We start from the raw sequence: 25,005 nt of genomic DNA, 5'->3' as shown, positions 1-25,005 counted from the left end.
CGGCTAGGACCTCTGACGAATCAGTGCTTCCTGGGTAGTGGATGCCACCAGCACACCGTCCTGATTGAAGAAATTACCCCGATTGAATCCCCGTCCGGCCGAAGCGCTGGGGCTATCCTTGTCATACAACAGCCATTCGTCCATGCGGAAATCCCGGTGGAACCAGATCGAGTGATCAAGGCTGGCCACCTGCAGCCCTTTGCTCATGAATGTCAGGCCGTGCGGGTTCAGGGAAGTCCCGAGGAACTGGAAATCCGATGCGTAAGTGAGCAGGCAACGGTGAAGCACGGGATCGTCTGGCAGATGCCCCTGGGCCCGGAACCAGCTCTGCTTGTGGGGCGGCCGCTTCTCGGGCTTCAGGGGGTTGACCGGGTTCACCGGGCGGATCTCGATCGGGCGGTCCCGGGTCAGAATCGGGCGCATCTTCTCGGGTACCTGGGGTGCCAGCAGTTCGCCCCATTCCTGTTCCGAGCGAAGTGTTTCCGGGTCCGGCGCATCCGGCATGATCAGCTGATGCTCGAATCCTTCCTCGGCTACCTGGAACGACATGGAACCGGTCAGGATTTCCTTGCCGTCCTGGCGGGCAATCACCCGACGTACCGAGAAACTGCCACCATCACGGACCCGCTGGACCTCGTAGTCGATGGGCATGTCCTGATTGCCGGGGCGCAAAAAGTAGGCATGAAGGGAGTGGCAAAGGCGACCTTCAACAGTTCGGCTGGCCGCCATCAACGCCTGACCAAGAACCTGCCCGCCAAACACGTTTGGAAAGCCCAGATCCTCGCTGTCCCCCTGGAAATGGTCGTCACCGATGGGCGAGAGATCCAGCAACTCCACCAGTTTCTTGGTTACCTCAAGCATGCCTGCTCCTGTGATTTCGTTAGCACACGAAGGAGTTTTCTACCGCAAGCGGCGAAATTTCGCAATGAAAAGCCTTCGCCGGCCAAGAGAAAGCAGCCCCGTGGTATCGGGGCTGCGGATTGGAGTCCGGCTAATCAGCCGTGTATCGGAGGCACTTCCTTGGACAGGGCCTGTTTCTCCATGGCATAGCTGCCGGTCACCGCAAACCCCAGTACATCGCCCCCGGCGCTCTTGAACAGCGCCTTGACGCTGGTGCCATCCTGCTCAACTTCCCAGTTGCCCTCGGCTTCCGACGGTGGTGGACAGACGGCGGTCGGGCAGCAGGGGGTCTTGATCATCACCGGCATGGTGCCATAGCTCACTTCGGTGCGCTCACCGAGCAAGGTTTTTGCAAGCGCCCGGGAACAGGCCATCAGCGGCAGGACATAAAGCAGCACGTGGCCGTCGACTTCGGCGCAATCACCGAGTGCGTAGACATCCGGCGCGGAAGTCTCGAGCGCGCGATTCACTACGATGCCCCTGGCCGTCTCCAGCCCGGCAGCCCGGGCCAGATCGGTCCTCGGGCGCAGGCCCACAGCGGACAGTACCAGATCAGCGTCCAGAGTCTCGCCATTGGCCAGGGTCAGACTGACCCCGTCACCCCTGCGGTCGATCCGATCAACCACGGTTCCGAGGTGAAACCCGACCCCCAGGTTCTCGAGCTCCTGCTGGACAGCATGAGCGGCCGCCTCCGGCAGCAGCCCCGGCATCACCTCCTCGGAAGGAGCAATCACGTCAACCTCGTAACCGCCATTGCGCAGGTCGTTGGCAAACTCACAACCAATCAGACCGGCTCCCATGATCGCCACCCGCTTGCCGTCGCCCAGGGCGTCCCGGAAGGCACGGTAATCCATCAGGTCATTGATCGAAAACACATGCTCCTGGCCATCACCGTCCAGGCCAAGCCGGATCACATCGGCGCCCCAGGCCAGAACCAGCTTGCTGTAGGCAAGTCGTTCATCACCGAGAATCAGTTCGTGGGCCTCGCTATCAATGCCGGTGACCGTGGCAAATGTGCGAATCCGGACATTCAGCTGATCCGCCATGGCGTCGGTACCGCCCTGGGCCAGGCCATCGGCGTCCTTGCCCTTGGTAAAGCCGGTGGACAACATGGGCTTGGAGTAGCTCACGCCATCGTCGGCGGTAACCATCAGAACCGGGGTCTCCTTGTCCTGCTTCCGGATTTCCCGCGCCAGGGAATAACCGGACAAACCGGTACCGACAATAATGATGGGGGCCTGTTCAGTCATAACCGTGTTCCTGTATTTAACTCACCTGGGCGGCTTTTACCGGCCGTGCCGGGTGCTATCAACCGATCTCGATCATTTCAAAATCTTCCTTGCCGACACCGCAATCCGGGCATACCCAGTCTTCCGGTACGTCTTCCCACTTGGTGCCCGGCTCAATGCCGTCCTCGGGCCAGCCTTCGGCTTCATCGTAAATCAAACCACACACCACACACTGCCACTTCTTCATATCGTTCTCCCAACATCAGACGGGCGCAATAATAATTGTCAGACAATATTGCACGCAAGTGTTTTATTCAGTTAACAGATACGAACAACTGTCGAATCAGGCCATCATACCCATCGCCCCGGTATTGACCAATGCCAATGCCGACGGTCCGGTCAGGGGATTTCTGCCAATAGCCACAAATACAGATCTGACAACCGGGGTGGCCCCTCCCTTCTGCAGGCCCTGTCCGGTATAATCGCCCGTTTTACGACAGGACCGACCGATATGACCGATACCGTCGCCGAAATGAACCAGGTTATGGCCGAAGCCGACTGCCTGGTGGATGAACAGCAGGTACAGACTGCAATTGGCAACTTGGCCGACGATATTACCGCCCGCCTGAAAGACAGTAACCCCCTGTTGTTCTGCGTGATGAACGGCGGGCTGATCCTGACCGGACAACTGCTACCCCGGCTCCGGTTTCCGGTCCAGGCCGAATACCTGCATGCCACCCGCTACCGTCAGGAAACTACCGGCGGCATTCTCGAGTGGAAACTGCAACCCGAAGCCGATATGCACGGCCGTACCATCCTGATTATCGATGACATTCTGGATGAGGGGACGACCCTGTGCGCCATCGCCGACTACTGCCGCGCTCACGGTGCCAGTGAGGTACTGACGGCCGTTCTGGTCGACAAGCAACATGACCGGAAAGCCCGTCCGGATCTGAAGGCCGATTTCACCGGCCTGGAAGTGGAAGACCGCTTCCTGTTCGGTTACGGCATGGACTACAAGGGCTACTGGCGCAATGCCCCGGGCATCTATGCAGTCAAGGGTCTCTGACATCGACAGTCACCTGACCATACCCCCGACGGACTGGTACCAATCGCTGACGGCCGCCGGCCTCCTGAACCCGGCGGTTCACGGGCCTGCCCGCTATTGGTTGCAGGTAGAGGGTTCGTTTACACGAGCCCTGCAGAAACAGTGCAGCCGTTCCTTTCACGTTGAGGTCCGCCGGGAGGGCTTTGCAACGCCGACACAGGAAGAGGCCCGGCGCCTGCGCATTCCCCACCGTCAACACGCCTGGATACGGGAAGTCAGCCTGTGCGGCGACAACCAGCCCTGGGTATTGGCCAGGACGGTCATTCCCCTGAAGTGTCTGGAGGGCGAGGGGCGCCGGCTGCTTCACCTGGGCAATCGACCTTTGGGCGCCTACCTGTTCACCAGCCCCCACTGGCAACGGGGCCCTCTGGAAACCGGCCTCTGCAGACCGGTAATCCCGGGACAGCCGGAACTGGCAAGGCGCTCCCTGTTCAGTGGCCACAACAGCTCCCTGCTGGTTGGTGAATACCTGCTACCGGCGCTGTTTCAGCGGAACACGCTTTAACCGGCCTCCTGCGACTGGCTATAATCCCAGCACTCATTCAATTCGAAGAACACCAGACGGACGCGCGCCATGCTGCCTGACGCTGTGCCAGAACCTATCCAGCGCCGGTTGGCCGACTACGCCAGCCTGCTCAGAATCGACCGCCCGATCGGAACCCTGCTCCTGCTGTGGCCGACCTACTGGGCCCTGTGGCTGGCCGGAGACGGCAGCCCCGCATTGGCTAATGTCATCATTTTCACCCTGGGCGTGTTCTTCATGCGGGCGGCTGGCTGCGCCATCAACGATTTCGCTGACCGGGACTGGGACAAGCATGTCAAACGCACCAAGGACCGGCCACTGACCGCGGGCCGGGTAAAACCCTGGGAAGCGGTGGCGCTGTTCGCGGGACTGTGCCTGGTTTCCTTCCTGATGGTGGTTCTGTTCACCAACCCGCTGACCCTGTATCTGTCGTTCGGCGGTGCCCTGCTGGCATTCATTTACCCGTTCATGAAGCGTTACACCCATTTGCCTCAGCTGTTTCTGGGCGCGGCCTTTTCCTGGGCCATTCCCATGGCCTGGGCGGCGGAGGCCGGCGAACTGAGTCAGCTCACCTGGCTGCTGTTCACCGCCAACGTGCTATGGACCGTTGCCTACGACACCCTGTATGCCATGGTGGATCGGGATGACGATCTGAAAGTGGGCATCAAGTCCACGGCCATCCTGTTCGGAGAAGCCGACAAGGCGATCATTGGCATGCTGCAGGCCATGGTTGTACTGATCCTGATCATGGTGGGCCATCGTGCCGAGCTGGGCACCTTCTACTATCTGGGCGTCGTGGCCATGGCCTGCCTGTTCATTTACCACCAGTACCTGGCGCGGGAACGTGAACGGGACGGCTGCTTCAAGGCGTTTCTGAACAACAACTGGGCCGGCTTTGCCGTTTTTGCCGGCCTTGTAATTGATCTCATGGTCAGCTGAACCTGTCATATACTTGTAACACTTGAGCGTTGTAATGAGGCAGCAACAAATCAAGGTCTGACACAGGTTAAAAGCTCATGACTGGAAAAACTGTCCTGATCGTCGATGATGAGGCCCCGATCCGCGAGATGATCGCGGTGGCCCTCGAAATGGCGGATTATGACTATCTGGAGGCAGCGGACGCCCGGGAAGCCCATGCCCTGATTGTCGACAAACACCCGGATCTCGTACTCCTCGACTGGATGCTGCCCGGCACCAGCGGCGTGGAACTGGCACGCCGCCTCAAGAAAGAAGAAGCGACCGCCGACATTCCCATCATCATGCTCACCGCCAAGGTCGAGGAAGACAACAAGATCCAGGGCCTGGAAGTTGGTGCCGATGATTACATCACCAAACCGTTCAGCCCCCGGGAACTGGTCGCCCGCCTGAAAGCCGTGCTTCGGCGTGCGACGCCGCCGGGCGTAGACAGCCCGATTGAAGTGGAAGGCCTGACGCTGGATCCGGTCGGGCATCGGGTCACCACCCAGAATGGCGCCCTTACCATGGGCCCGACAGAATACCGACTGCTTCAGTTCTTCATGACGCACCAGGAACGGGTATATACTCGCTCCCAACTCTTGGACCAGGTCTGGGGTGGCAATGTCTATGTTGAGGAGCGGACCGTGGATGTGCATATCCGCAGGCTCCGCAAGGCGCTTGGCGACCAGTACGACCACCTGATCCAGACCGTACGCGGAACCGGTTACCGCTTCTCGACCAGAGCCGCGTAAGTAACTCCGGCCAGCTGAGCATCAGCCCCGGAACGGACACAAGGCAGTTTTTGATGCAGCACAACTGGTCACGATACCTGCGCTACATTATCGGTGGCCTGATTGGCTCCACCCTGGTTGGCCTCTATTTCGGTGAGCCCGTTTACGGCCTTACCCTCGGGCTGATCGTCTATCTCTGGTGGACGCTGCTTCAGGCCAGGCGTCTCTACCAGTGGCTGTCCAACCCCAGCGCCACCGACGAAGCCCCGCAGAGCATCGGCCTGTGGGGCGATATTTTCGACAACCTTCACAAACTGCATCAGACCCACCTGAGAACCCAGGACCGGTTGAGGGCCCAGATCAATCGGGTGCAGGAATCCACCAACGCCATGCGCGATGGCGTGATCATGACCGATTCCCGCGGCGCCATGGAATGGTGGAACGGCTCCGCCGAGTATCTGCTGGGTTTCCGGCGCAACACCGATCAGGGCCAGTACATCCATAACCTGATCCGCACGCCGGCCTTCAAGACCTATTTCGATTCACGGGATTACCGCGAGCCCCTGGAGATACATTCGCCGGCCAGACCTCACATTCACCTTCAGATCCAGATCAGCCTGTTTGGTGACGACGACCGCCTGATTGTCGCCAAGGACGTAACACGGCTGTACCAGCTCGAACAGATGCGCCGGGACTTTGTCGGCAATGTGTCCCACGAGATGCGCACGCCCCTCACGGTCATAAGCGGCTACCTCGAAACCCTGGTGGACAATGCTGCCGACCTGCCGCCTAAGTGGCGCCGGGCCATTAACACCATGGCTGCCCAGTCATCCCGGATGGAAGCCCTGATCACCGATCTGATCCTGCTCTCACGTATTGAAACCGGGGAGCAAACGGTCAACGACACCCTCACGGACGTCGACCAGTTGCTGACCCAGATCTGTCATGACGCCCGGGCGCTCAGTGGCGAAAAACAGCACGAGATTACCGTGCATATCGGCGACCACCGCCTGCTGAAAGGCGATGAAAGCCAGCTGCGCAGCGCTTTCTCGAACCTGATATTCAATGCGGTGAAGTACACCCCTGCAAATGGCCAGATTATCGTGTCCTGGTCCACCAACCGGGAAGGCGCACACCTGTCAGTCAGGGATACCGGCATCGGTATCGACCCGGTCCATATCCCCCGTCTGACAGAACGCTTCTATCGGGCCGATCCCAGCCGCCACAAGGACACCGGCGGCACCGGCCTTGGCCTGGCAATCGTCAAACACGTGTTGCTCAACCACGATGGCAATCTGGAGATTCGCAGCCGGATTGGCGAGGGCAGTGAATTTATCTGTCATTTCCCGCGGGAGCGACTGGTCGAGCGGATCCCCGAGAGGGCAGAGAGCTAGCGCATACCCGCGCGGAAGCGGGCGACAAACCTCGACAGGTCCTCCAGCTTTTTCGGGTCTTCATCGACAAAACGAATGGTAACGCTGACAAAGTCCGTGTCCTGGCGTTTGTCCACCGCCTGCAACTGGTGCACGTAGCCGTTCAACCTCGCCATCTGGCCCTCGGCGATCTCGATGTCCACTACCGCCTGGTCGAGAATCCCCGGGAATACCTGGTCCCGCTTCGCGATCACCCGCACCTCCGTCAGATTGATATCCTTGACCACCGATTTCAGGGTGCTCTCGGCGAAGCGTACCGAGGCCAGGCTCATGGGCGCCCGGGCCGAGGTCGGCCTTGTCGGTGCCAAAGGCTCGGGCCCGGGGGAAGAGGACGGTGACTCGGCGGAAACCTCCGCCGCGGCTTCGGGCTTGCGGGTCAGCAGGTTGGCCGACTCTTTGAAGGCATCGGCAGGGCTGGCCATGGATTTGCCGCTCCGGTCCATGGCATCTTTCAGTTTGCGGCCCATCACCTTGATGATTTTCTTGCTCAACCCCTCGGGGCTGAACGGTTTACCAAGGTATTCGGAAACGCCGCCTTTGACCGCTTCGATCACGTGATCCTTGTCGCCCCGGCTGGTGATCATGATAAAAGGCACGTTTTCGTACTGGGGCTGCTGGCGCATCCATTGCAACAATTCCAGCCCGGACATTTCTGGCATCTCCCAGTCGCACAGAATCAGGTCAAACGCGGTCCTCGACATCAATGACTGCGCTCGCCGGCCGTTCTGGGCGTCGGTAGTCTCGATGACCGGGAAACGCTGGCGCACGGTTCGCTTGACCAGATCACGTACAAAGCTGGCGTCATCCACCACCAGCGCTTTCAGCATTGCCATAGTTCAGACCTTCCCCTATCCACAACCCGGTTCTATGTTGCAACTATAGAACAAACACCCACGCCAGAAACCTGTCGGCAACAAAAAGACCACAATCGCCGTTTTTCAGGAACCGTCAGGTTAAAGAATTGTCACTCCACGGGAGCCAGGACAGTGTTTCTCCGGCTGGAAAACGCGCTAACATGGGCTCAGGATACTCCACGATCATCAGCCTGATAGAGGTTTTGTGTGCTGACCAAACCTGCAAGGATTCTTCGCCAGGGCGGCGTTACTCGCGGCTTATTGTTTTCCGGTTTTCTGTCATGTCTGTCACTGCCCGCCATTGCCCAGGACAGCGCTGAAGTTGAGCCAGCGGGATTTGCCGAATGCAAGGCCCGGCTTCAGGAGCAGGCCATTGCCGCCGGGGTCAGCAGCAAGACCGCCAGCGAGGTGATGTCCGGGGTCCAGCATCTGGCACGGGTGATCGAACTGGACCGGCGGCAACCGGAGTTCACCACTACCTTTGCCGACTACCTGAACCGGCGGGTTAACGATGCCCGGGTCAACACCGGCCGCGAACTGTTGCAGGAACATCAGGAGCTGCTGGCCAGAGTCACCCGGGAAACCGGCGTGCCCGCGCCTTATTTGGTGGCCTTCTGGGGCCTGGAAACCAATTTTGGCAGCTATTTCGGCAAGATGCCGGTACCCAGCTCCCTGACAACACTGGCCTGCGATCCCCGCCGCAGCACCTTCTTCACCGAGCAGTTGATCGCGGCCCTGCGCATTATTGACGAGGGCGCCATACCGGCAGACCAGATGGAAGGCTCCTGGGCCGGCGCCATGGGCCACGTTCAGTTCATGCCGACGGTTTTCCTGAAACACGCGGTGGATGCCGATGGTGATGGCCGCAGGGATCTGTGGAACAGCCTTCCGGATGCCATGATGTCTGCGGGCCGGTTTCTCGAATCCATGAACTGGGACGGCGACTACCGTTGGGGCCGCGAGGTCCTGTTACCCGAGAATTTCGACTATTCCCTTGCGGACGGGCGTCGTCTGCCACTGGAGCAGTGGCGCGAAATGGGCATTACGGATGCCTTCGGCAAGCCACTGGCCCGCGAACCGATTAATGCCGCCCTCGTGGTGCCGGCAGGACACCGCGGGCCTGCGTTTCTTGCCTATCACAACTTCCGCGTGATCATGGGCTGGAACCGCTCCGAGTTCTACGCCATCGCGGTTGGTCATCTGGCTGACCGGATTGCCGGCGCTGGTAAACTGCAAAATCCTCCGCCCGAGGACGCGCCTGCGCTGTCCCGCGCCAACATCATCAACCTCCAGAAAGCCCTGCAGCAACGAGGGTATGAGCCGGGTAACCCAGATGGCATCATGGGCCCGGCAACGCGGTCTGCCATCCGTCAGTTCCAGGCTGCCAACAACCTGGTGGCTGATGGCTACCCCGGTGAATCGGTGCTGGCGGCGTTGGAAATACCTGCAGGACAGTGATCCGCCGGGGAGTCGGCGGCCTACTACTGCAGGACACCGTTTTGATGCGAGACTGATCTGACATGGATTCACTCACCCAGGCCGCCCTGGGCGCCTCCCTGGCCGGCGCCGTAGCCGGCAAGACTCTTGGCCGCTCGGTTTTGCTGACAGGCGCAGTTCTGGGCACCCTCCCGGATCTGGATGTTGTCATCGATTACGGCACCGCAGTGGCCAATTTCACCCAACACCGTGGATTCAGCCATTCGTTGTTCGTTCTGGCCCCTCTGGCAGTGGCCCTTGCCTGGCTGCTCTGGCGCTGGAAACCACAACTGAGTTTTCAGCGGTGGCTCGCCCTGACGGGGCTGATCCTGATTACCCATCCTTTGCTGGATGCCTTCACCACCTATGGCACCCAGCTGTTCTGGCCCATCGGGCCACCCATAGCCGTCAGCAGCATTTTTATCATCGACCCGCTATACACCCTGCCCCTGCTGGCAGGCTGCCTGTTTTTTCTCGCCCGGCCGCCCGCCAAAACAGCGATAGTTGCGGGCCTGGCAGTGTCCACCCTGTACCTGGGCTGGAGTGTTCTGGCCCAGCAAGTGATGACACAGCGAGTACAACCCGCGCTTGCGGCCGCCGGCCTGGAAAACCCGGACCTGCTGGTTCAGCCCATGCCATTCAGCACCCTGTTGTGGCGGGCGACGGCTCTGCAGGGTGATCAGCGGATAGAAATTGTCACCGGCTTTCTGGATGGCGACACGCCGCTGAATCTTGAATACTTTCCACGCCGCCCGGAGCTGGCGAGCGAAGTCTCGGACCTGCCCGAGGCCCGGCGACTTGAATGGTTCACCCGGGGCTTCCTGGATTACGACCAGGCCGGCGACCGCATCAAGGCCACCGATATCCGGCTGGGCATTCCCGGCGCGCACCCGTTTACCTTTGTTCTGGCGACCCGCAATGGCAGCGGCATCGACCCCACGGCGAGCTTTCGGACTCCACGCCCACCAGTAAGCTCCGAAGCCCTCGGGCTGCTCTGGTCCCGGATGATTGCCGAAACGCCGGTGCTCTGCCTGGCCAGTCTGAGCTCCCCGGCACCCGGACAACGCTGCTGAACACCATGCGACTGGACCAGTTTATTGCCAACAGCACCGAGCTTTCCCGAAAAGAGGCCAAGCGGGCCATCGGCCGCGGAGAAGTAACGATCAATGAGCAAATCTGCAAGGGCGCCAACACCCGGTTGGCCGGGGATGAACGGGTGGCCTTGTCAGGCACCCCTCTGAGCCTCCCGGGCGAGCGCTATCTGATGATGAACAAACCAGCAGGCGTGGTGAGCGCGACGACCGACAGCGACCATCCAACAGCGCTGGACCTGTTGCCAGCAGACATCACCCGACATCTCCATATTGCCGGGCGCCTCGATGCAGATACAACCGGCCTCCTGTTACTGACCACCGATGGACAGTGGTCTCACCGGGTCACCTCACCGCGAACCGACTGCCCCAAGACTTACCGGGTAACCCTGAACGAACCTCTGAGCGACGCCGCGGCACAGCAACTGGAACGTGGTGTGGACCTGCATAATGATCCCAGGCCGACGCGACCGGCCCGGGTGCATTTTCTGGAAGAAAGGATCATTGAGCTGACGATTTCGGAGGGGCGCTATCATCAGGTCAAGCGCATGATGGCAGCCGTTGGCAACCACGTGGAAGCCCTTCATCGTGTCCGCATTGGACAGGTCGAACTGGACGATGCGCTGATGCCCGGCGAATACCGGGAACTGACCGCCGAGGAAAGAGACAGCCTGGCGTGATACTCAGGTGCGCTCGAAACGTTGCGCCTTGAGATTCTTGCGCACTGCACCGGCCTCGAACACTTCACCATTCATAGCAATATACACACCCGGCGGCAGCAGCTGCACCGCAGCCCAGGCAAACCCGACATTGAATACCGCATCGGTTCGGCGCATACGGGCCGGCTGCATCGCGCCGGTCAATACGATGGTCTTGTCCTTCAGGCCGGACAGCACCGCCGCAGTATCGGCCATGGTGTCCGTGCCGTGGGTGATAATGATTCGGCCACAATCGCATTCACTGGCCGCCGCCAGTACCTGCTGGCGATCATCATCGGTCATCTCCAGGCTGTCCTTGCGCAGCAGTTCCCGCAGGCGATAGCCCTCGTGGATGTTGGATTCAGACAGCAGCTCCGGCAGCAGGCTGTGCCCTACCTCGAACTCGCTGTTGGCATCGAAGTAGACCTTGTCGATGGTGCCACCGGTCGTGAATATCTGGATCATAACGGGATTCCCTTCAGTGTCAGTTCACACTGACCGTACTGTTACCAGCGGTCGCGTATGACGCGTTCTTTTCCTGTTCGTAACGCCGGGCGGCAGCGGCCACCGAGCCCCTGGCTCCGGTATCAAGCCAGCGCTTTATCCGTCCGGCATCGCCCAGCGGCGAGCGGGTACCGAGGGAATCAAGCAGCACGGTCACCACCTCTTTGCCGTTCATCTTCGAAATCATCACCAGGCAGCGCCCGGCCTCGGAGAGATAGCCGGTCTTGCTGAGGGCCACCCCCCAGCTATCCCGATGCACCAGGGCATTGGTATTCCCGAACGACAGGCTGTAACGGGGCTGCCGGAATTGCCCACGGAAATAACCGGTGGTGGAGTACTCCCGGATTTCCGGGTAATCAGCCGCAGCGTTTACCAGCTTTACAAGATCCGCGGCGGTTGAAAGGTTCTCCGACGACAGCCCGGTCGGATCAACAAACCGGGTACCGGTCATTCCCAGGGCCGCGGCCTTGGCGTTCATCGCCTCGATAAAGGCATCGAACCCGCCCGGGTGGCTACGGGCAAGGGTGTAGGCGGCAAAATTTTCGGAGGACATCAGTGCAATGCGCAGGACATCTTTACGCCGCATCTCCGAGTCGATGCGAATCCGACTGTAGGCGTTGGCGGCGGCGGGCGTATGCCGCTCATGAAAAGTCAGCCACTCATCCAGCGGCTCGCCGGATTCCAGCACGACCAGCGCGGTCATGACCTTGGTGACAGAGGCAATGGGTACGGACCGGTCGGCATTCTTGCCGAAAATCAGCTCGTTATCACCAGCCACGGCAACCGCGGCATTCACCGAAGCGAGCCTGGGTCCACTGTCTGTTTCTGCCTCCCGCTTTTGGGATTCACCCCCCGTTTGATGGGCCAAAAGCGATCCTGGCAGCCAGAGCAACATCAAGATCACGAAAGGGGAAAAGCCGGCGAGTCTCATTTGTACAGATCCTGTGGTTTATTCATGCATCGCGCAACCGGTCCGGAAACAGGCTTCTACAGATAGGATGGTCAGGGTTAACTATACCAGCGAATGTCTTGTTTGATCAGGTGAAAAGTTTCTTGCGCCAATTTCACCTGGCAAATGCAAGTGAGCTGAAAACCATTAAAATTCGACCAGATTCTTCGAGTCAGAAAACACCACTTAGCGGGACCGTCGCTTCATATGGATGACAGCACACATCAGACCGAAAAAGCCGTGCTGTCACAACTCCGAGCCCAGTCCGGGCTGACACCTTTTCGGCGGTGGATGCCCTTCCTGTTCCTGATGGCTGCCATGGCATACGGTCTGCTCGCAAGCCTCCTTCACGCGCCTGAAAATCCGGTTTCCGCGCTGTCGCACGTCGACTCTCCCGGGTCAGCGTCCCAGTCCTCCCGCATTGTGCAGATCGACTATCTGGTTGCGCCTCTGGAGCAGGTTATAGAAGACGAAAACTGGCGGCAGAAAAACTGGCAGGCGGCCCCGTCAGAGAACTCCGGCATTGGCTATTACAACGGACCTGTCACCTTCAAGGTGACGGTGGAGAACCTTGGAGCCACAAACGCCGAACAGTGGGTCCTTGTATCCGCCCCCTACATCGACCGGCTCAGACCCGCCATTCTCGATGAAAATGGCGCTTTCCAGCGGCTTCGTGACATGGGAGACCTTTACCCATTCGGTAACCGGCTGATTTCGCTACCACCGTGGATCTGGCCAGTTTCATTACCGGCGGGTACGACCACACTGTTGTTCGAGGTTCAGAATGCCGGCCCCACGCTACTACCCATTAGCATTCTGGAACCTGACAATGTTGTAAGCGACATCGCAGGAACCATGACCTGGAAGGCGTTCATCACTGGCCTCCTCGTCTTTGCGCTGTTGCTGAACCTCAGCTTCATGATGAAATTCAGACTCCCGGGGCTGGCCTGGTTGGGCGTTCTCACGCTATCCGTTATTCACGTGCAACTTGTCATGGAGGGCTTCGGGCTCTGGCTGATTTGGCCAGAATTCCCGGAAATAAACGCATTACTGAACATCAGCCTCTGTCTTTGCCTCATCTCACTTTGCCAAATCACGCCAAACTTTATCCAGGTCTCCAGACTCCCGAGACTGCTACTGAATGCAGCGAGTGTTCTTGGCCTTTTACATCTGCTGGCCATGCCACTGCGGCTACCGTTGCTCGGTCAGGACTCCTTCCTGATACTGGCCCTGACCGGTGGTTCAATGATTCTGGCCCTGACGCTAAAACAGGCCCGACACGAGGTGTATGCCCGCTATTTTGCGTTATCACTGCTCTTCATTCTCCTGGGTACAGTTATCTCGGCAGCACGGACTGTCGGCTGGGTCCCGGTGAACAGCTTTACCGATTCCGCCTTCTTTATCGGTGCAGCGGCCGCATCTCTGATCCTGACCAGCGGCATTGGCCGTCAGATATTGGAAGAGCGCAAAAAAAGGCTGGCTTCTGATATTCGGGCCCGCCAGGAACAAACGCTGCGATCTCACGTTGAGCAAAATTACAAGCAACTCCTCAAAACACACAGTGTTTCCGGCAAACCCAATCGGGCCATGCTGGAGGAGTCGTTGGATCAACTTGATAGCCACCAACAGCCCTACACCGTCGCCATGATTCAGTTGACCCGGTTTAACGAAATCGAGCAGGCTCTCGGCTATCGGACGGCAGAGGATCTGCTCAGAAGTTATCTGTGGGAGCTCGACGGATTCCTGAAACGGATCATGGGTGATCAGTTGATCATAATTGACGGCTATGCCCTCGCCAGCATTGATACGAGCAATCATGCCTTTGCCTTTTTCCATACTGACGCCCCGGACACTTACCCGGAAAAACTGAAAACGCTCATGAATTGGTTGGGAGAGAACTTCCGCGAGGGCCGGTTCTCGCTATCGTGGAGTTCATCGGTGGGTATCGCCCATGCTCCGGAGCATGGGGTCGACGCGTCAGATATCCTTTCATCAGCTGGCTTTGCTGCCCTGGATACGCATCAGCCCCTGACGGTCTACGACCCGGCTATCGCGGACTGGCAGTACCAGCAGCAAATGCTGATGCTGGATATCGAAGAGGCACTGGGTAATGGCTGCATATGGCTGGAATACCAACCAACCGTGCGAATACAGGACGCACGTATCGCTTCGTTGGAAGCCCTGATCCGCTGGCAACACCCGGACTTCGGCACGGTTGCTCCGGATCGGTGGATCCCATTAGCCGAACAGGTCGGGATGATTCACCACGTTACGCTCTGGGTGGTGGACCGCGTCTGTGAAGATATGAGCGCGCTGAAGGCCCGTCACGGGGACCACATTGCCGTTGCGGTCAACATTTCTGCAAACGATCTCACCCACCCGGACTTTCTGGAAAAGGTGAAGGCAATTGTGCAGCACCATGGGGCACAACCTTCCGATCTTATTCTGGAGATTACCGAAACAGCGATGATGGCTGACACAGCCTTGGCAAAAGTCGTTATTCGGACCCTGAGCCAAAGCGGGTTCAGAATTGCCGTCGATGATTTTGGAACCGGGCACTCGTCGCTGGGAACCCTTGCCACATTCGAGCTGGACGAGTTAAAAATCGACCGGAGTTTTCTCAGCGACATACTCACCCAACCCGCCCGACAGCGGATATTCCGAGCGGCGCTTGACCTGGGTGAGGCTCTCGACCTGGATGTTGTGGTCGAAGGTGTGGAGGAGGAAGCTATCGCCGCCTGGCTACAGCAGTTCCCCGGCCTGTATGGCCAGGGATACTACTGGGGCAAGCCAGAACAGCTGAAGACCTGAGCTCCAAGCAGATCAGGGCAAATCGGTCACAGCCCCTTTCGAGGCAGAACTTACGGTTCGCGAATACTTCGCCAACGTGCCTCGGGTGAAACGGGGTGGTGGAGCCTGCCAGGCCTGCCGACGACGTTCCAGTTCCTGATCCGAGACATCCAGCTCAATCCGGTTACTGACGGCATCAATGGTAATGGTGTCGCCATCCTCGACCAGCGCAATCGGGCCGCCCTCGGCCGCTTCCGGTGTGATATGGCCAACCACGAAACCGTGGCTGCCTCCTGAGAACCGGCCATCGGTAATCAACGCGACATCGCTGCCCAGGCCCTTGCCCATGATCGCGGAGGTGGGGCTCAGCATCTCCCGCATGCCCGGTCCGCCTTTGGGGCCTTCGTAGCGGATGACCAGCACATCGCCGGCCACCACTGTGCCGTCGAGAATCCGCTCCTGGGCTTCTTCTTCCGAATGGAATACCCGGGCACGGCCGGTAAAATGCGTGCCTTCCTTGCCGGTGATCTTCGCCACCGCTCCGGTTGGCGCCAGGTTCCCGAAAAGGATCCGCAGATGGCTGTCCGCCTTGATCGGGTTGTCGAAGGCGTGAATGATGTCCTGCCCTTCCGGATAGGGGGCAACATCGGCCAGGTTCTCGGCCAGAGTCTGGCCGGTTACGGTCAGACAGTCGCCATGCAGCAGCCCGCGGTCCAGCAACATTTTCACCAGCGGCTGGATACCGCCGATGGCCACCAGCTCCGACATCATGTAGTGGCCGCTCGGGCGCAGATCCGCCAGCACCGGCACCCGCTTGCCAATCTCGACAAAGTCTTCCAGCTCCAGATCGACACCGACGGTGCTGGCCATGGCCAGCAGGTGCAGTACCGCATTGGTGGAACCGCCCAGGGCGATGACGACCGTAATGGCGTTTTCGAAGGCTTTCCGGGTCATGATGTCGCTGGGCTTGATGTCTTTCTCCAGCAGGTTCAGCACCGCAGCACCGGCACCTCGACAATCCTCCGCCTTGGTCTCCGACACAGCGTTCTGGGCGGAGCTGCCCGGCAGGCTCATGCCCATGGCCTCGATGGCCGACGCCATGGTATTGGCGGTATACATGCCACCACAGGACCCTGGCCCCGGAATCGCGGTTTCCTCTATCTGCTTCACCTCAATCAGATCCAGATCACCACGGGCGTGGGCACCCACGGCTTCAAACACGGAAATAATATCGGTGTGGTTCTCGCCAGGCATGATGGTGCCGCCATACACGAACACAGATGGCCGATTCAGACGCGCCAGGCCCATCATGCAACCGGGCATGTTCTTGTCGCAGCCACCGATCGCCACCAGGCCATCGAACCCTTCGCAACCGGCCACGGTCTCGATGGAATCGGCGATCACCTCCCGGGACACCAGGGAATACTTCATGCCCTCGGTACCATTGGCAATGCCGTCCGATATGGTAATGGTATTAAAAATCAGTGACTTGCCGCCTGCCTCATCGGCTCCGGCAGCCGACTCCTCGGCCAGTTGGTTGATGTGCATGTTGCACGGCGTGAGGTTACTCCATGTGGACGCAATGCCGATCTGGGGCTTTTTGAAATCCTCATCGGTAAACCCGACGGCCCGAAGCATGGCACGGCTGGCGGATTTGCCAATGCCATCAACAACGGGGGCCGAATATTTCCGGCGCTTGTCCTGATTCTTGTCTTGCGTCATGGGAGTCTCCTTATCAGGTGGCTTATTCGAACAGACTCTCAGAAACCATGGCTTTCGGCAACGGGCAGGCGAGCAAGCCTGTACGCGGGCGGGTGGAACGCTTGGCTTGGGGCAGTCTGCAGAAAGATGCAGTTTCGACTGACCTGCATCAATGGCAGTTCACAGCGGTGGTTTTAAAATTCGCGGACACACTGACGCCATGGAGGCATCTCATGCCATTTCCCATTCAAACAGCAGCGGTGAATCACGCTGCTTCGGACTGCCCGGATTTCCGGCGCTGGTGCGATGGTTATGGCGTCATCCAGCACAGTGAAGCCACGCAACATCAGGTCAGCGTACTGGCAGAGCACCTGGTTGCTGCAGGCCACCAGCCCGATGCTGCCGCGGTCTATCGTAAACTCGCCGACCTGGACAGGCTGACCAGTGCCGGTCTCTGGCTGGTAGTCCACATGACCTACGCCCGCCGGGTTGATGTCTCCGGCCAGCCGCTGGCGCCTCAGGACTTCAAGACCAATCCGGAAGGCCACACCGGCGGGGCACTGAACATGGTGCCGGCCTATGCCGGCTATCTGGCTCTGAACAATCTGACCGAACGCACACGGAGCTGGCTGATGGGCCAGGGGCACTGCGTGGCAGCCGTGGACGCCCTGAATGTCCTCACCGGAAACCTTCATCCGGAACAGGCGGAACGTTATCGAGGGCCGGACGGGCTCTCAACTCTGGTTTCCGATTTCTACAGCTACCGCCAGAAGCCGGACGGTACCATGGCCGCGCCCCTTGGCAGCCACGTCAATCCGCACACCGCCGGTGGTATTCTCGAAGGGGGCTACCTCGGGTTTGCCGAGCTACAATACGCCCATATGCCCCTGCCGGGTGAGTCTCTGGTGGCCTTTCTGTCTGATGGGGCCGCCGAGGAGCAGCGCGGCAGCGACTGGATCCCCCGCTGGTGGCGTGCCGAGGACTGCGGCGCAGTGATGCCGGTTATGATTGCCAATGGACGGCGCATTGAACAGCGAACCGAGCTGGGCACCCGCGAGGGTCTCGAACGTTTTGAAGCGCATCTCGAACACAGGGGCTTTGTGCCCTTCCGTTTTGATGGCCGCGATCCTGCCGCCTTTGTCTGTGCTCTCTATGAAATGGAGCAGGCACTCGCCACCAATGGCGAGGCGGCGCTACGGGGAGAGAGCGGCTATCCCGTTCGGGTACCCTATGGCATTGCGGAGACCACCAAGGGGTATGGTTTTTATGGCGCCAGCAGCAATGCAGCCCACAACCTGCCACTGCCCGGAAACCCGCGAATGGATGCCCGGGCCAGGGAGCTGTTTAACGAGCATGCCGCCAGATTGTGGGTGGCTCCGGATCAGCTTCAAAACGCTATCACTCATCTTAACCAGCACGCCGGGCAATCTCGGCCACTTGAGCGTGATCATGCTCTCGCGACCCGCAATCCACCGGACCCGATAATCCCCCGGCTTCCGGCCTGTCGGGAATGCACCTCGCCGATGAAGGCTGTGGATGATTTTTTCCGTGCGCTGGTGGCCCAGAACCCGGACCTCAGGGCCAGAGTGGGCAATCCGGACGAGCTGGCAAGCAATCGTCTTGGCGGAGTGCTGGATGATCTGAAGCACCGGGTGAACGATCCCGAGAACGATCAGGAGTCGGTGCACGGCAAGATCATCACGGCACTGAACGAAGAATCTGTGGTATCGGCTTGTCTGGCCAATAAGGCCGGGCTAAATCTGGTCGCCAGCTATGAGGCCTTCTGCGTGAAAATGCTTGGCGCCATCCGCCAGGAGCTGATTTTTGCCCGGCACCAGAAAGAAATCGGGCGGCCTGCCCGCTGGCTCGGCTTGCCGGTTATTGCCACCTCCCACACCTGGGAAAATGGCAAGAACGAGCAGTCCCATCAGGACACCACCTTCTGCGAAAGCATGATCGCGGAGATGAACGACGTCTCCCGGGTGCTGTTTCCGGCCGACTACAACAGCACTCTGGCAACATTGCCATCTGTATTCCGTGAAAGGGGCACGATCAGTTGCATGGTAATCCCGAAACGGGAACGCCCCTGCGTCTTCGACACCCGGGAAGCGGAACTGCTGGCGAGGCACGGGGCCCTGGTGGTGGATGAAGATACCTCGTCCGGTGAACCATTGCTGCTCATCGCCAATGGCGCCTACCAGTTATCCGAGTCAATCAGAGCCTGTGAACGCCTGAGGGAGACCGGCACCCCCTTTCGCCTGGTCTATATCCAGGAACCCGGCAGATTCCGCCAACCGAGGGACACCATGGAAGCCCAGGTATGCCTGTCCGAATTCGAGCGGGAGCGCCTGTTCCCCCACCGCATTCGCCGACGGGTTGCTCTCACGCACATGCGCCCGGAGGTCTTCCGGGGCCATCTCCATCCGCTGTTCCCGGAACCGTCGCAGGCCCGGGTTCTTGGCTACATCAACCGCGGCGGGACATTGAATGAAGCCGGCATGCTGTTTGCCAACGGCTGTTCCTGGGGCCATGCCCTGGCTGCCTGTGCCAGCGTGATGGACAAGCCGCCGGGCGAATGGCTGTCCAGTGCGGAGCTGGCAGCGGTAGAAGGCCGGGGGGACCCGGCGGTGATTACCCGGGGCCTGCCCTGAGCCAACGCCTTCTGACAACCGTTTCGATTTCGAGGATCACCAGAACCACCACACCGGAAACCGCTGCAAACGCGAGCATTTCAACGCTCAACGCCTGCGTGCCAAAGGTCTCGTTGAACCAGGGCGTATAGGTAAACAGCAGTTGCAATGCAATAACCGCGGCGACTGCCAACAGGACGATCGGCGTACCCAACACCCCGCGCAGGGTAATTGACGCTGAATCCAGGTATCGCACCGCAAACAGGTAAAACATTTCCATTGCCACAAGCGTGTTAACCGCAAGGGTCCGGGCAGTGCTCTCATCACCATGATGATGCATGGCCCAGTACCAGGCAGCAAAAATGCCACCAAGGAACAGAAGTGAAACGAAGACCACACGCCAGACCACGAATCCCCGAAGCAGGGACTCATTCCGCCCCCTTGGCGGATGCTTCATAACATCGGGTTCCGCGGGCTCAAACGCCAGTGTCATGGCCAGAACCACAGAGCTGACCATGTTGACCCAGAGAATCTGCAGTGCCGAAATGGGCAGGGTCAGCCCAAGCAACAGGGCGGTAACGAGACTGATAGACTCCCCACCGTTAATGGGCAGCATAAAGGCAATGCCTTTTTTGAGATTGGTGTAAACAGTTCGCCCCTCGCGCACGGCTGCCGCAATACTGGCGAAATTGTCGTCCAGCAACACCACCGAAGACGCTTCCCTCGCAGCCTCCGAGCCCTTCACCCCCATGGCAATACCCACATCCGCCCGCTTGAGGGCCGGTGCGTCATTGACCCCGTCCCCGGTCATGGCGACAACTCCATGCAGGGCCTGCAGCGCAGTGACCAGCCTCAATTTGTGTTCGGGACTGGTCCGGGCAAAGACATCCACTTCACCAACAAGATCCCGAAGTTGATCATCATCCAGCTGGTCCAATTCCTTACCAGTCAGAACCCGCCCGGTATTTTTCAGGCCCAGCTTGCGGGCAATAGCGCCTGCCGTGATCCCATGATCACCGGTAATCATCTTCACCCGGATTCCGGCATCGTGGCACTCGGCAATGGCCCGAATGGCTTCCTGCCTTGGCGGATCCAGCAAACCAACCAGTCCAAGCAGTTCTGCACCCTGTTCAAGATCTTCAATGGCCAGTTCGCCAATGCCACGTTCTGCGGGCTTCCGGGCAAGGGCCAGCACTCTGAGACCATCGGATGCCATTTCGGTGATAACCCGCTCCCAGAAATCCCGGCGCAGTTCGCTGGTTTCCCCGGATTCGGCAACCTCGCTGTTACACATATCCAGGATCCGCTCCGGCGCGCCTTTGAGGTAGATCACGCTGTGGCCGTGGTGGTCATGATTCAGCGTGGCCATGAAGCGATTCTCGGTATCGAAAGGGATCTCATCTTTCCGGGGCCAGTCGGCGGCGCTGCCATCAACATCAAACCCGGCTTTGCGGGCAAACACGGAGAGCGCGGCCTCCATTGGATCGCCGGCGATTCGGATTCTGCCTGAGTCATGGTGAACATGGGCGTCGTTACAAAGGGCGGCGGCCCGGGCAAGTTCGTCCAGCAGAGTGGAGTCCGACGGGTGACCATTTTCGGCGTTTACCGCACCATCAAGATCGTAGCCTTCGCCAGTCACCTCGAGCTGAACCCCGGATAACACCGCCCGAGTGACCATCATTTCGTTCCGGGTGAGCGTTCCGGTTTTATCCGAACAGATTACCGACACCGCGCCCAGGGTTTCGATAACCGGCATTCGGCGAACCACGGCCTGCCGGCGTGCCATCTGGCGCACACCGATGGCCAGGGTAATGGTGAGAATTGCTGGTAAGCCCTCGGGTATCGCGGCAACGGTGAGCCCAACCACTGCCATAAACAGTTCCCGGAATGGCAGACCGCTGAATGCAGCTCCGCCAACAAAAATCGCAATGCCGGCGGCAATCACGATGATGGAAAGGATTCGGGCGAACCTGTCCATTTGCTCCAATAAGGGGGTTTTCAGAGTTGTGGTCTGAGCGAGGAGTCCGGAAATGCGACCGATCTCAGTGCGCGCGCCGGTTCGAACCACAACGCCACGGCCGGTCCCGGTCGCAACCATGGTGCCGGAGAAGGCCATCCCGGACTGGTCCCCCAACGGAGCATCTGGAGCCACCGACCCTGTTGATTTATCAACAGCCTCGGACTCACCCGTGAGAATGGCCTCATCGATTTTCAGGTTGTGGGACTTTTCCAGACGCAGATCGGCGGGCACCCGGTCTCCGGGCTCCAACAGTACCGTATCGCCCGGAACCAGATTGGCAGCATCTATCTGATGCTGGCCATCAGAACGCATGACCCGTGCTTTGGGCGCAAGCATGTGGCGAATGGCCGACAGGGCCTGCTCGGCCTTGCCCTCCTGAACGAAGCCCACCAGCGTCTGGATAACAACAACAGCGAGAATGACGCCAGCATCCACCCAGTGGCCCAGGCTCGCCGTGATTACGGCGGCCCCTGCCAGTACGTAAATCAGGAAATTCTTGAGTTGCCGTCCCAGTCTCGCCCAAGGCCCCTTTGCACGAGCCTCCGGCAAAGCATTTGGGCCATGGCGGGCCAGGCGCTGGCGAACCTCATCCTCAGACAGGGGCTCCTTTGCTTTGAGCTCCTGCCTTGCTTCCGCGGACTGAAGCACATGCCACTCCGGCTCCCGCTGCTCGCACTCGCCGTTTTTCAAGACCACCGATTCCGACATCCCCTGAGAGCTCCCTGCCATTGCAACACCCCATTAAACCCCGGAAAGCACCCGGGGTGGTTTGCGCTGCATCAAAGACAGAATAGTCAGGGGACCGGTCGGACTTCTTATCCTATGCTTGTGTCCTGCACCGTACGATTTCCGGGACCGGGCAATACCCGCCGGGAAGCGGTGCGGCTCGCGTCGATCTGATAATCCTTTGACTTGATGGTGTCCACGAAATACCAGTCGGCCCGGGCTTCTTCGGGCGTAAAGGTCACCAGCATGTAGCCACGCTGATTCACGTTCAGGTAATCCAGGTCATCCACCAGCAGACCAATGGCCTGTTCCGCGCCCTGAATCATGTCATCCGGAATGCCCAGATACTCCTCCAGGCCGGGTGATGTAACCGACGCTGTAGCGAACTCCACGCCAATCTGGTCGCCCTGGATGTCTTTCAGGTTGTTGGCCCACGCGTTATGGGTATCCCCCGCCAGTACAACCAGGTTCTTGTTCAGCGCCTTGGCCGTTCCCAGAACCACTTCCCGTTCATATTGGTAGCCATCCCAGGCGTCCAGATTGTAGGGGGCAACTGTATTGATGCGAGCCAATTCCTCTGGAGTCAGGGACGGATCCCCCTGGAGCTCCCGGCCTTTGAGCTGGGCCAGTTCCGCCAGTTTTTCCGGCAGACCGTCAAACTGCTCAGTAGCAATGGCCACCAGCAGCTCCGCAGGCAGATTCATTCGGCCCATGAGGACTTGTTGCCCCAGCACCTGCCATGTGGCGGTGGAGTAGTTCAGGGAAGACTGCAGCCAGAGCAGTTGCTCCGCACCTAGCAGGGTACGGTTCTCACTGCCAACATCCGCAGTAAAGCGGACAGCATCGAGGCCTTCTCCCGTGAAATAGTCCATGTAGTCCAGTTGCTGGTCGCGACCGATAATGCGGGTATCCAGCATGTGCAGGTCCACCAGATTGCCGAACCGGAAGGTCCGGAAGATGGCCTCGTCGCTGCCCTCGATCACAGGGCGGATCGGCATCCATTCGAAATAGGCCTTCAGGGCATTGAGCTTACGCTGGGTGAAATCGCCCTCGCCCTCGTTGTGGTTTTCAGCTCCCTCTTCCCAGGCGTCGTTCGCCACCTCGTGGTCGTCCCACACCACGATGAACGGCACTCTCGCATGCAGGGACTGAAGATCCGGGTCCGCACGATACGCAGCGTAACGTCTGCGATAGTCCACCAGTTCAATCAGCTCAAGATTGTTGTCCTCAGAAAAGGTCCTCCCCAGCGCCTGGGCATCCTGTGCCGCATAACTGCCGCTGTCGGAGCTGTATTCGTAGATGTAGTCGCCCAGATGGACCACGGCATCCAGGTCATTCTGTTTACTGATTTCCCCGTAGACGTTGAAATAGCCGGCCGGATAATTCGCGCAGGAGACCACGGCCAGGCGCACTGAGTCGATACTGCCTTCCGGTAAGGTCCGGGTTACGCCCACCGGTGACTGCCGATCGGTCGTCTAAAAGCGGTAATAGTAGCTCTGCCCCGGTGCCAGGCCGCGGACGTCCACCTTGACGGTGAAGTCATGGGCCTCAGTGGCCTCTGCCGTGCCGGAGTGCACAAGGTTCTCGAAACCCTCATCCGTCGATACCTCCCAGGCGACACCGACAGGTGCCGAACCGGTCGCCGGTGCAGCCCTGGTCCAGAGCATGACACCATCGGCAAGCGGGTCGCCGCTGGCCACTCCATGGGTAAAGCTGATTGTTCGCTTGTCGGAGCTGTCCAGTACACAGCCTGCGAGGCCGGTCGAAATCACCACGGCGCCCATACCCATGGCTGATGCCTTCAGAAAATCCCGTCGTGTCAGTCGTTTCATTGTTATATCTTCCCCTGCATTCGTCCCTTGTAGTCTCGACGTTCTGCACCTTTCGCCGTTTCTACTCCAAATGAAGAAGCTAATCGGGCTTGGTTAAGAACGCATTGCCAATTTGCGACAGGGGGATGGCAAATCACGACAAGTCTTTTGCAAGAACCAGAAACCATAAAAAAAGGGAGCCAGTGGCTCCCCTTTTGCGGTCCGTTTAAACCCGGTCTATCCGCTGATAAATACCGGACCAACTCCGAAGTTCCAGAGAATGACGGAACCCACGCGAGTGGATACCAGGATCACCAGCGCGACGGTCAGCAACGCTCCGGCGTACATTACCGCCCGCTCCTTTTCGATGCCCATGACAATCGGCAGCCCGTCATACATGAGATAGGCGCCATAGCAGGCGGCGGCCAGGAAGACGATGGCGTTGAACCAGGGCACTGGATACAGCAGGGCAAATCCTGCGAGGAACAGAGGAGTGCAGGAGTAGGCTGCCAGGGCAATACCGTTCGAGGGTACGTGTTCTTCCTTGGCGCCGTAGGTTCTTGCCATCCAGTTGATGGCGTAACCCAGCGCAAAAACGCCGACCAGCATTGCCAGATAGGTCAACACGCTGAGCTGCATTGCACTGATCTCGGTTAACTTGATCAGCCGCTCATTGCCGACCGTCCAGCCGAAATAGGCAGTCGATATGTAGGCACAAATGGGAGCTATCGCCGCCAGAATCAGAACATAGGCAACATAGACCCGGCGCGGAGTTTCATGTTCTTTTCGTATGGAAGCCCACTCTTCATCAGGATGGGTAAAGAGACCGAACGCATGTGACAGGAGCATGGATGACCCCCTCTCTCTTCTATTG

The 25,005-nt window shown here is 59.2% G+C and carries 21 protein-coding genes; 10 read left to right on the top strand and 11 right to left on the bottom strand.

The window, feature by feature from the left end; translation table 11 throughout:
- Positions 1 to 3: 3 nt before the first annotated feature.
- The 3 genes from AC13DD_RS15055 to AC13DD_RS15045 form a co-directional block, all read right to left on the bottom strand.
- Complete coding sequence (locus AC13DD_RS15055) at positions 4 to 861, bottom strand: acyl-CoA thioesterase (protein ID WP_008173524.1); 858 nt, start codon at positions 859 to 861, stop codon at positions 4 to 6.
- A gap of 134 nt (positions 862 to 995) precedes the next feature.
- A complete protein-coding gene (locus tag AC13DD_RS15050) occupies positions 996 to 2,150 on the bottom strand; it encodes an FAD-dependent oxidoreductase (RefSeq protein ID WP_273044967.1) in 1,155 nt (384 codons plus the stop codon).
- 58 nt (positions 2,151 to 2,208) lie between these two features.
- Complete coding sequence (locus AC13DD_RS15045; protein WP_008173532.1) at positions 2,209 to 2,376, bottom strand: rubredoxin; 168 nt, start codon at positions 2,374 to 2,376, stop codon at positions 2,209 to 2,211.
- Positions 2,377 to 2,640: 264 nt separating this feature from the next.
- Between AC13DD_RS15045 and AC13DD_RS15040 the strand changes: the two genes are divergently transcribed.
- The 5 genes from AC13DD_RS15040 (at position 2,641) to phoR (ending at position 6,842) form a co-directional block, all read left to right on the top strand.
- Positions 2,641 to 3,198, top strand: a complete 558-nt coding sequence (locus AC13DD_RS15040) for a hypoxanthine-guanine phosphoribosyltransferase (protein ID WP_008173534.1) — start codon at positions 2,641 to 2,643, stop codon at positions 3,196 to 3,198.
- A complete protein-coding gene (locus tag AC13DD_RS15035) occupies positions 3,179 to 3,742 on the top strand; it encodes a chorismate--pyruvate lyase family protein (RefSeq protein WP_053113189.1) in 564 nt (187 codons plus the stop codon). The genes AC13DD_RS15040 and AC13DD_RS15035 overlap by 20 nt, the downstream gene beginning before the upstream one ends.
- Positions 3,743 to 3,811: 69 nt before the next feature.
- Positions 3,812 to 4,699: a 4-hydroxybenzoate octaprenyltransferase gene (ubiA, locus tag AC13DD_RS15030; RefSeq protein ID WP_008173537.1), complete on the top strand. Its 888-nt coding sequence runs from the start codon at positions 3,812 to 3,814 to the stop codon at positions 4,697 to 4,699.
- A 77-nt stretch (positions 4,700 to 4,776) separates the two neighbouring features.
- Positions 4,777 to 5,469: a phosphate regulon transcriptional regulator PhoB gene (gene phoB / locus AC13DD_RS15025; protein ID WP_104270801.1), complete on the top strand. Its 693-nt coding sequence runs from the start codon at positions 4,777 to 4,779 to the stop codon at positions 5,467 to 5,469.
- Positions 5,470 to 5,522: 53 nt separating this feature from the next.
- Positions 5,523 to 6,842, top strand: a complete 1,320-nt coding sequence (gene phoR / locus AC13DD_RS15020; RefSeq protein ID WP_104270800.1) for a phosphate regulon sensor histidine kinase PhoR — start codon at positions 5,523 to 5,525, stop codon at positions 6,840 to 6,842.
- On the opposite strand, the gene AC13DD_RS15015 is transcribed toward phoR, so the two are convergent.
- Positions 6,839 to 7,714: a response regulator gene (locus tag AC13DD_RS15015; protein ID WP_008173544.1), complete on the bottom strand. Its 876-nt coding sequence runs from the start codon at positions 7,712 to 7,714 to the stop codon at positions 6,839 to 6,841. The genes phoR and AC13DD_RS15015 overlap by 4 nt on opposite strands.
- Positions 7,715 to 7,942: 228 nt before the next feature.
- On the opposite strand from AC13DD_RS15015, the gene AC13DD_RS15010 reads away from it, so the two are divergent.
- The 3 genes from AC13DD_RS15010 (at position 7,943) to rsuA (ending at position 10,982) form a co-directional block, all read left to right on the top strand.
- A complete protein-coding gene (locus AC13DD_RS15010; protein ID WP_104270799.1) occupies positions 7,943 to 9,193 on the top strand; it encodes a lytic murein transglycosylase in 1,251 nt (416 codons plus the stop codon).
- Between the two features lie 62 nt (positions 9,194 to 9,255).
- A complete protein-coding gene (locus tag AC13DD_RS15005; RefSeq protein ID WP_482931381.1) occupies positions 9,256 to 10,284 on the top strand; it encodes a metal-dependent hydrolase in 1,029 nt (342 codons plus the stop codon).
- Positions 10,285 to 10,289: 5 nt separating this feature from the next.
- On the top strand, positions 10,290 to 10,982 hold the full coding sequence (gene rsuA / locus AC13DD_RS15000) for a 16S rRNA pseudouridine(516) synthase RsuA (protein WP_482902164.1): 693 nt from the start codon (positions 10,290 to 10,292) through the stop codon (positions 10,980 to 10,982).
- A 3-nt stretch (positions 10,983 to 10,985) separates the two neighbouring features.
- On the opposite strand, the gene AC13DD_RS14995 is transcribed toward rsuA, so the two are convergent.
- Entirely contained in the window at positions 10,986 to 11,465 is a 480-nt protein-coding gene (locus AC13DD_RS14995; RefSeq protein WP_008173551.1) for an asparaginase domain-containing protein, read from the bottom strand.
- Between the two features lie 19 nt (positions 11,466 to 11,484).
- Positions 11,485 to 12,372 carry a D-alanyl-D-alanine endopeptidase gene (pbpG, locus tag AC13DD_RS14990; protein ID WP_264622617.1) on the bottom strand — a complete coding sequence of 296 codons (888 nt, stop codon included), beginning with the start codon at positions 12,370 to 12,372 and terminating at the stop codon, positions 11,485 to 11,487.
- A gap of 288 nt (positions 12,373 to 12,660) precedes the next feature.
- Between pbpG and AC13DD_RS14985 the strand changes: the two genes are divergently transcribed.
- A complete protein-coding gene (locus AC13DD_RS14985) occupies positions 12,661 to 15,264 on the top strand; it encodes an EAL domain-containing protein (RefSeq protein WP_405417328.1) in 2,604 nt (867 codons plus the stop codon).
- A 12-nt stretch (positions 15,265 to 15,276) separates the two neighbouring features.
- Here the strand turns inward: AC13DD_RS14985 and ilvD are convergent, their stop codons facing one another.
- Complete coding sequence (gene ilvD, locus AC13DD_RS14980; RefSeq protein WP_482931380.1) at positions 15,277 to 16,965, bottom strand: dihydroxy-acid dehydratase; 1,689 nt, start codon at positions 16,963 to 16,965, stop codon at positions 15,277 to 15,279.
- 212 nt (positions 16,966 to 17,177) lie between these two features.
- Between ilvD and AC13DD_RS14975 the strand changes: the two genes are divergently transcribed.
- Complete coding sequence (locus AC13DD_RS14975; RefSeq protein ID WP_482931379.1) at positions 17,178 to 19,595, top strand: phosphoketolase family protein; 2,418 nt, start codon at positions 17,178 to 17,180, stop codon at positions 19,593 to 19,595.
- On the opposite strand, the gene AC13DD_RS14970 is transcribed toward AC13DD_RS14975, so the two are convergent.
- The 4 genes from AC13DD_RS14970 to AC13DD_RS14955 all read right to left on the bottom strand — a co-directional run bounded on the left by AC13DD_RS14970 (position 19,576) and on the right by AC13DD_RS14955 (position 24,980).
- Complete coding sequence (locus AC13DD_RS14970; RefSeq protein WP_273095526.1) at positions 19,576 to 22,302, bottom strand: cation-translocating P-type ATPase; 2,727 nt, start codon at positions 22,300 to 22,302, stop codon at positions 19,576 to 19,578. The genes AC13DD_RS14975 and AC13DD_RS14970 overlap by 20 nt on opposite strands.
- Positions 22,303 to 22,409: 107 nt before the next feature.
- A complete protein-coding gene (locus AC13DD_RS14965) occupies positions 22,410 to 23,774 on the bottom strand; it encodes an alkaline phosphatase D family protein (RefSeq protein WP_482931378.1) in 1,365 nt (454 codons plus the stop codon).
- A 21-nt stretch (positions 23,775 to 23,795) separates the two neighbouring features.
- Entirely contained in the window at positions 23,796 to 24,152 is a 357-nt protein-coding gene (locus tag AC13DD_RS14960) for a PhoD-like phosphatase N-terminal domain-containing protein (RefSeq protein WP_482931377.1), read from the bottom strand.
- Between the two features lie 216 nt (positions 24,153 to 24,368).
- Positions 24,369 to 24,980: a Yip1 family protein gene (locus AC13DD_RS14955; protein ID WP_008173563.1), complete on the bottom strand. Its 612-nt coding sequence runs from the start codon at positions 24,978 to 24,980 to the stop codon at positions 24,369 to 24,371.
- Between the last annotated feature and the right edge of the window lie 25 nt (positions 24,981 to 25,005).

Source organism: Marinobacter sp. L-13 (assembly GCF_056857715.1).
Note: the sequence above shows the minus strand (reverse complement) of the source record. Positions and strands in the feature narration are given on the sequence as shown.

What these genes read in the sequence shown, in the direction of transcription:
- AC13DD_RS15055 (WP_008173524.1), bottom strand. Translation starts at nt 861, where the DNA reads ATGCTTGAGGTAACCAAGAAACTGGTGGAGTTGCTGGATCTCTCGCCC.
- AC13DD_RS15050 (WP_273044967.1), bottom strand. Translation starts at nt 2,150, where the DNA reads ATGACTGAACAGGCCCCCATCATTATTGTCGGTACCGGTTTGTCCGGT.
- AC13DD_RS15045 (WP_008173532.1), bottom strand. Translation starts at nt 2,376, where the DNA reads ATGAAGAAGTGGCAGTGTGTGGTGTGTGGTTTGATTTACGATGAAGCC.
- AC13DD_RS15040 (WP_008173534.1), top strand. Translation starts at nt 2,641, where the DNA reads ATGACCGATACCGTCGCCGAAATGAACCAGGTTATGGCCGAAGCCGAC.
- AC13DD_RS15035 (WP_053113189.1), top strand. Translation starts at nt 3,179, where the DNA reads ATGCAGTCAAGGGTCTCTGACATCGACAGTCACCTGACCATACCCCCG.
- ubiA (WP_008173537.1), top strand. Translation starts at nt 3,812, where the DNA reads ATGCTGCCTGACGCTGTGCCAGAACCTATCCAGCGCCGGTTGGCCGAC.
- phoB (WP_104270801.1), top strand. Translation starts at nt 4,777, where the DNA reads ATGACTGGAAAAACTGTCCTGATCGTCGATGATGAGGCCCCGATCCGC.
- phoR (WP_104270800.1), top strand. Translation starts at nt 5,523, where the DNA reads ATGCAGCACAACTGGTCACGATACCTGCGCTACATTATCGGTGGCCTG.
- AC13DD_RS15015 (WP_008173544.1), bottom strand. Translation starts at nt 7,714, where the DNA reads ATGGCAATGCTGAAAGCGCTGGTGGTGGATGACGCCAGCTTTGTACGT.
- AC13DD_RS15005 (WP_482931381.1), top strand. Translation starts at nt 9,256, where the DNA reads ATGGATTCACTCACCCAGGCCGCCCTGGGCGCCTCCCTGGCCGGCGCC.
- rsuA (WP_482902164.1), top strand. Translation starts at nt 10,290, where the DNA reads ATGCGACTGGACCAGTTTATTGCCAACAGCACCGAGCTTTCCCGAAAA.
- AC13DD_RS14995 (WP_008173551.1), bottom strand. Translation starts at nt 11,465, where the DNA reads ATGATCCAGATATTCACGACCGGTGGCACCATCGACAAGGTCTACTTC.
- AC13DD_RS14985 (WP_405417328.1), top strand. Translation starts at nt 12,661, where the DNA reads ATGGATGACAGCACACATCAGACCGAAAAAGCCGTGCTGTCACAACTC.
- ilvD (WP_482931380.1), bottom strand. Translation starts at nt 16,965, where the DNA reads ATGACGCAAGACAAGAATCAGGACAAGCGCCGGAAATATTCGGCCCCC.
- AC13DD_RS14975 (WP_482931379.1), top strand. Translation starts at nt 17,178, where the DNA reads ATGCCATTTCCCATTCAAACAGCAGCGGTGAATCACGCTGCTTCGGAC.
- AC13DD_RS14970 (WP_273095526.1), bottom strand. Translation starts at nt 22,302, where the DNA reads ATGTCGGAATCGGTGGTCTTGAAAAACGGCGAGTGCGAGCAGCGGGAG.
- AC13DD_RS14960 (WP_482931377.1), bottom strand. Translation starts at nt 24,152, where the DNA reads ATGAAACGACTGACACGACGGGATTTTCTGAAGGCATCAGCCATGGGT.
- AC13DD_RS14955 (WP_008173563.1), bottom strand. Translation starts at nt 24,980, where the DNA reads ATGCTCCTGTCACATGCGTTCGGTCTCTTTACCCATCCTGATGAAGAG.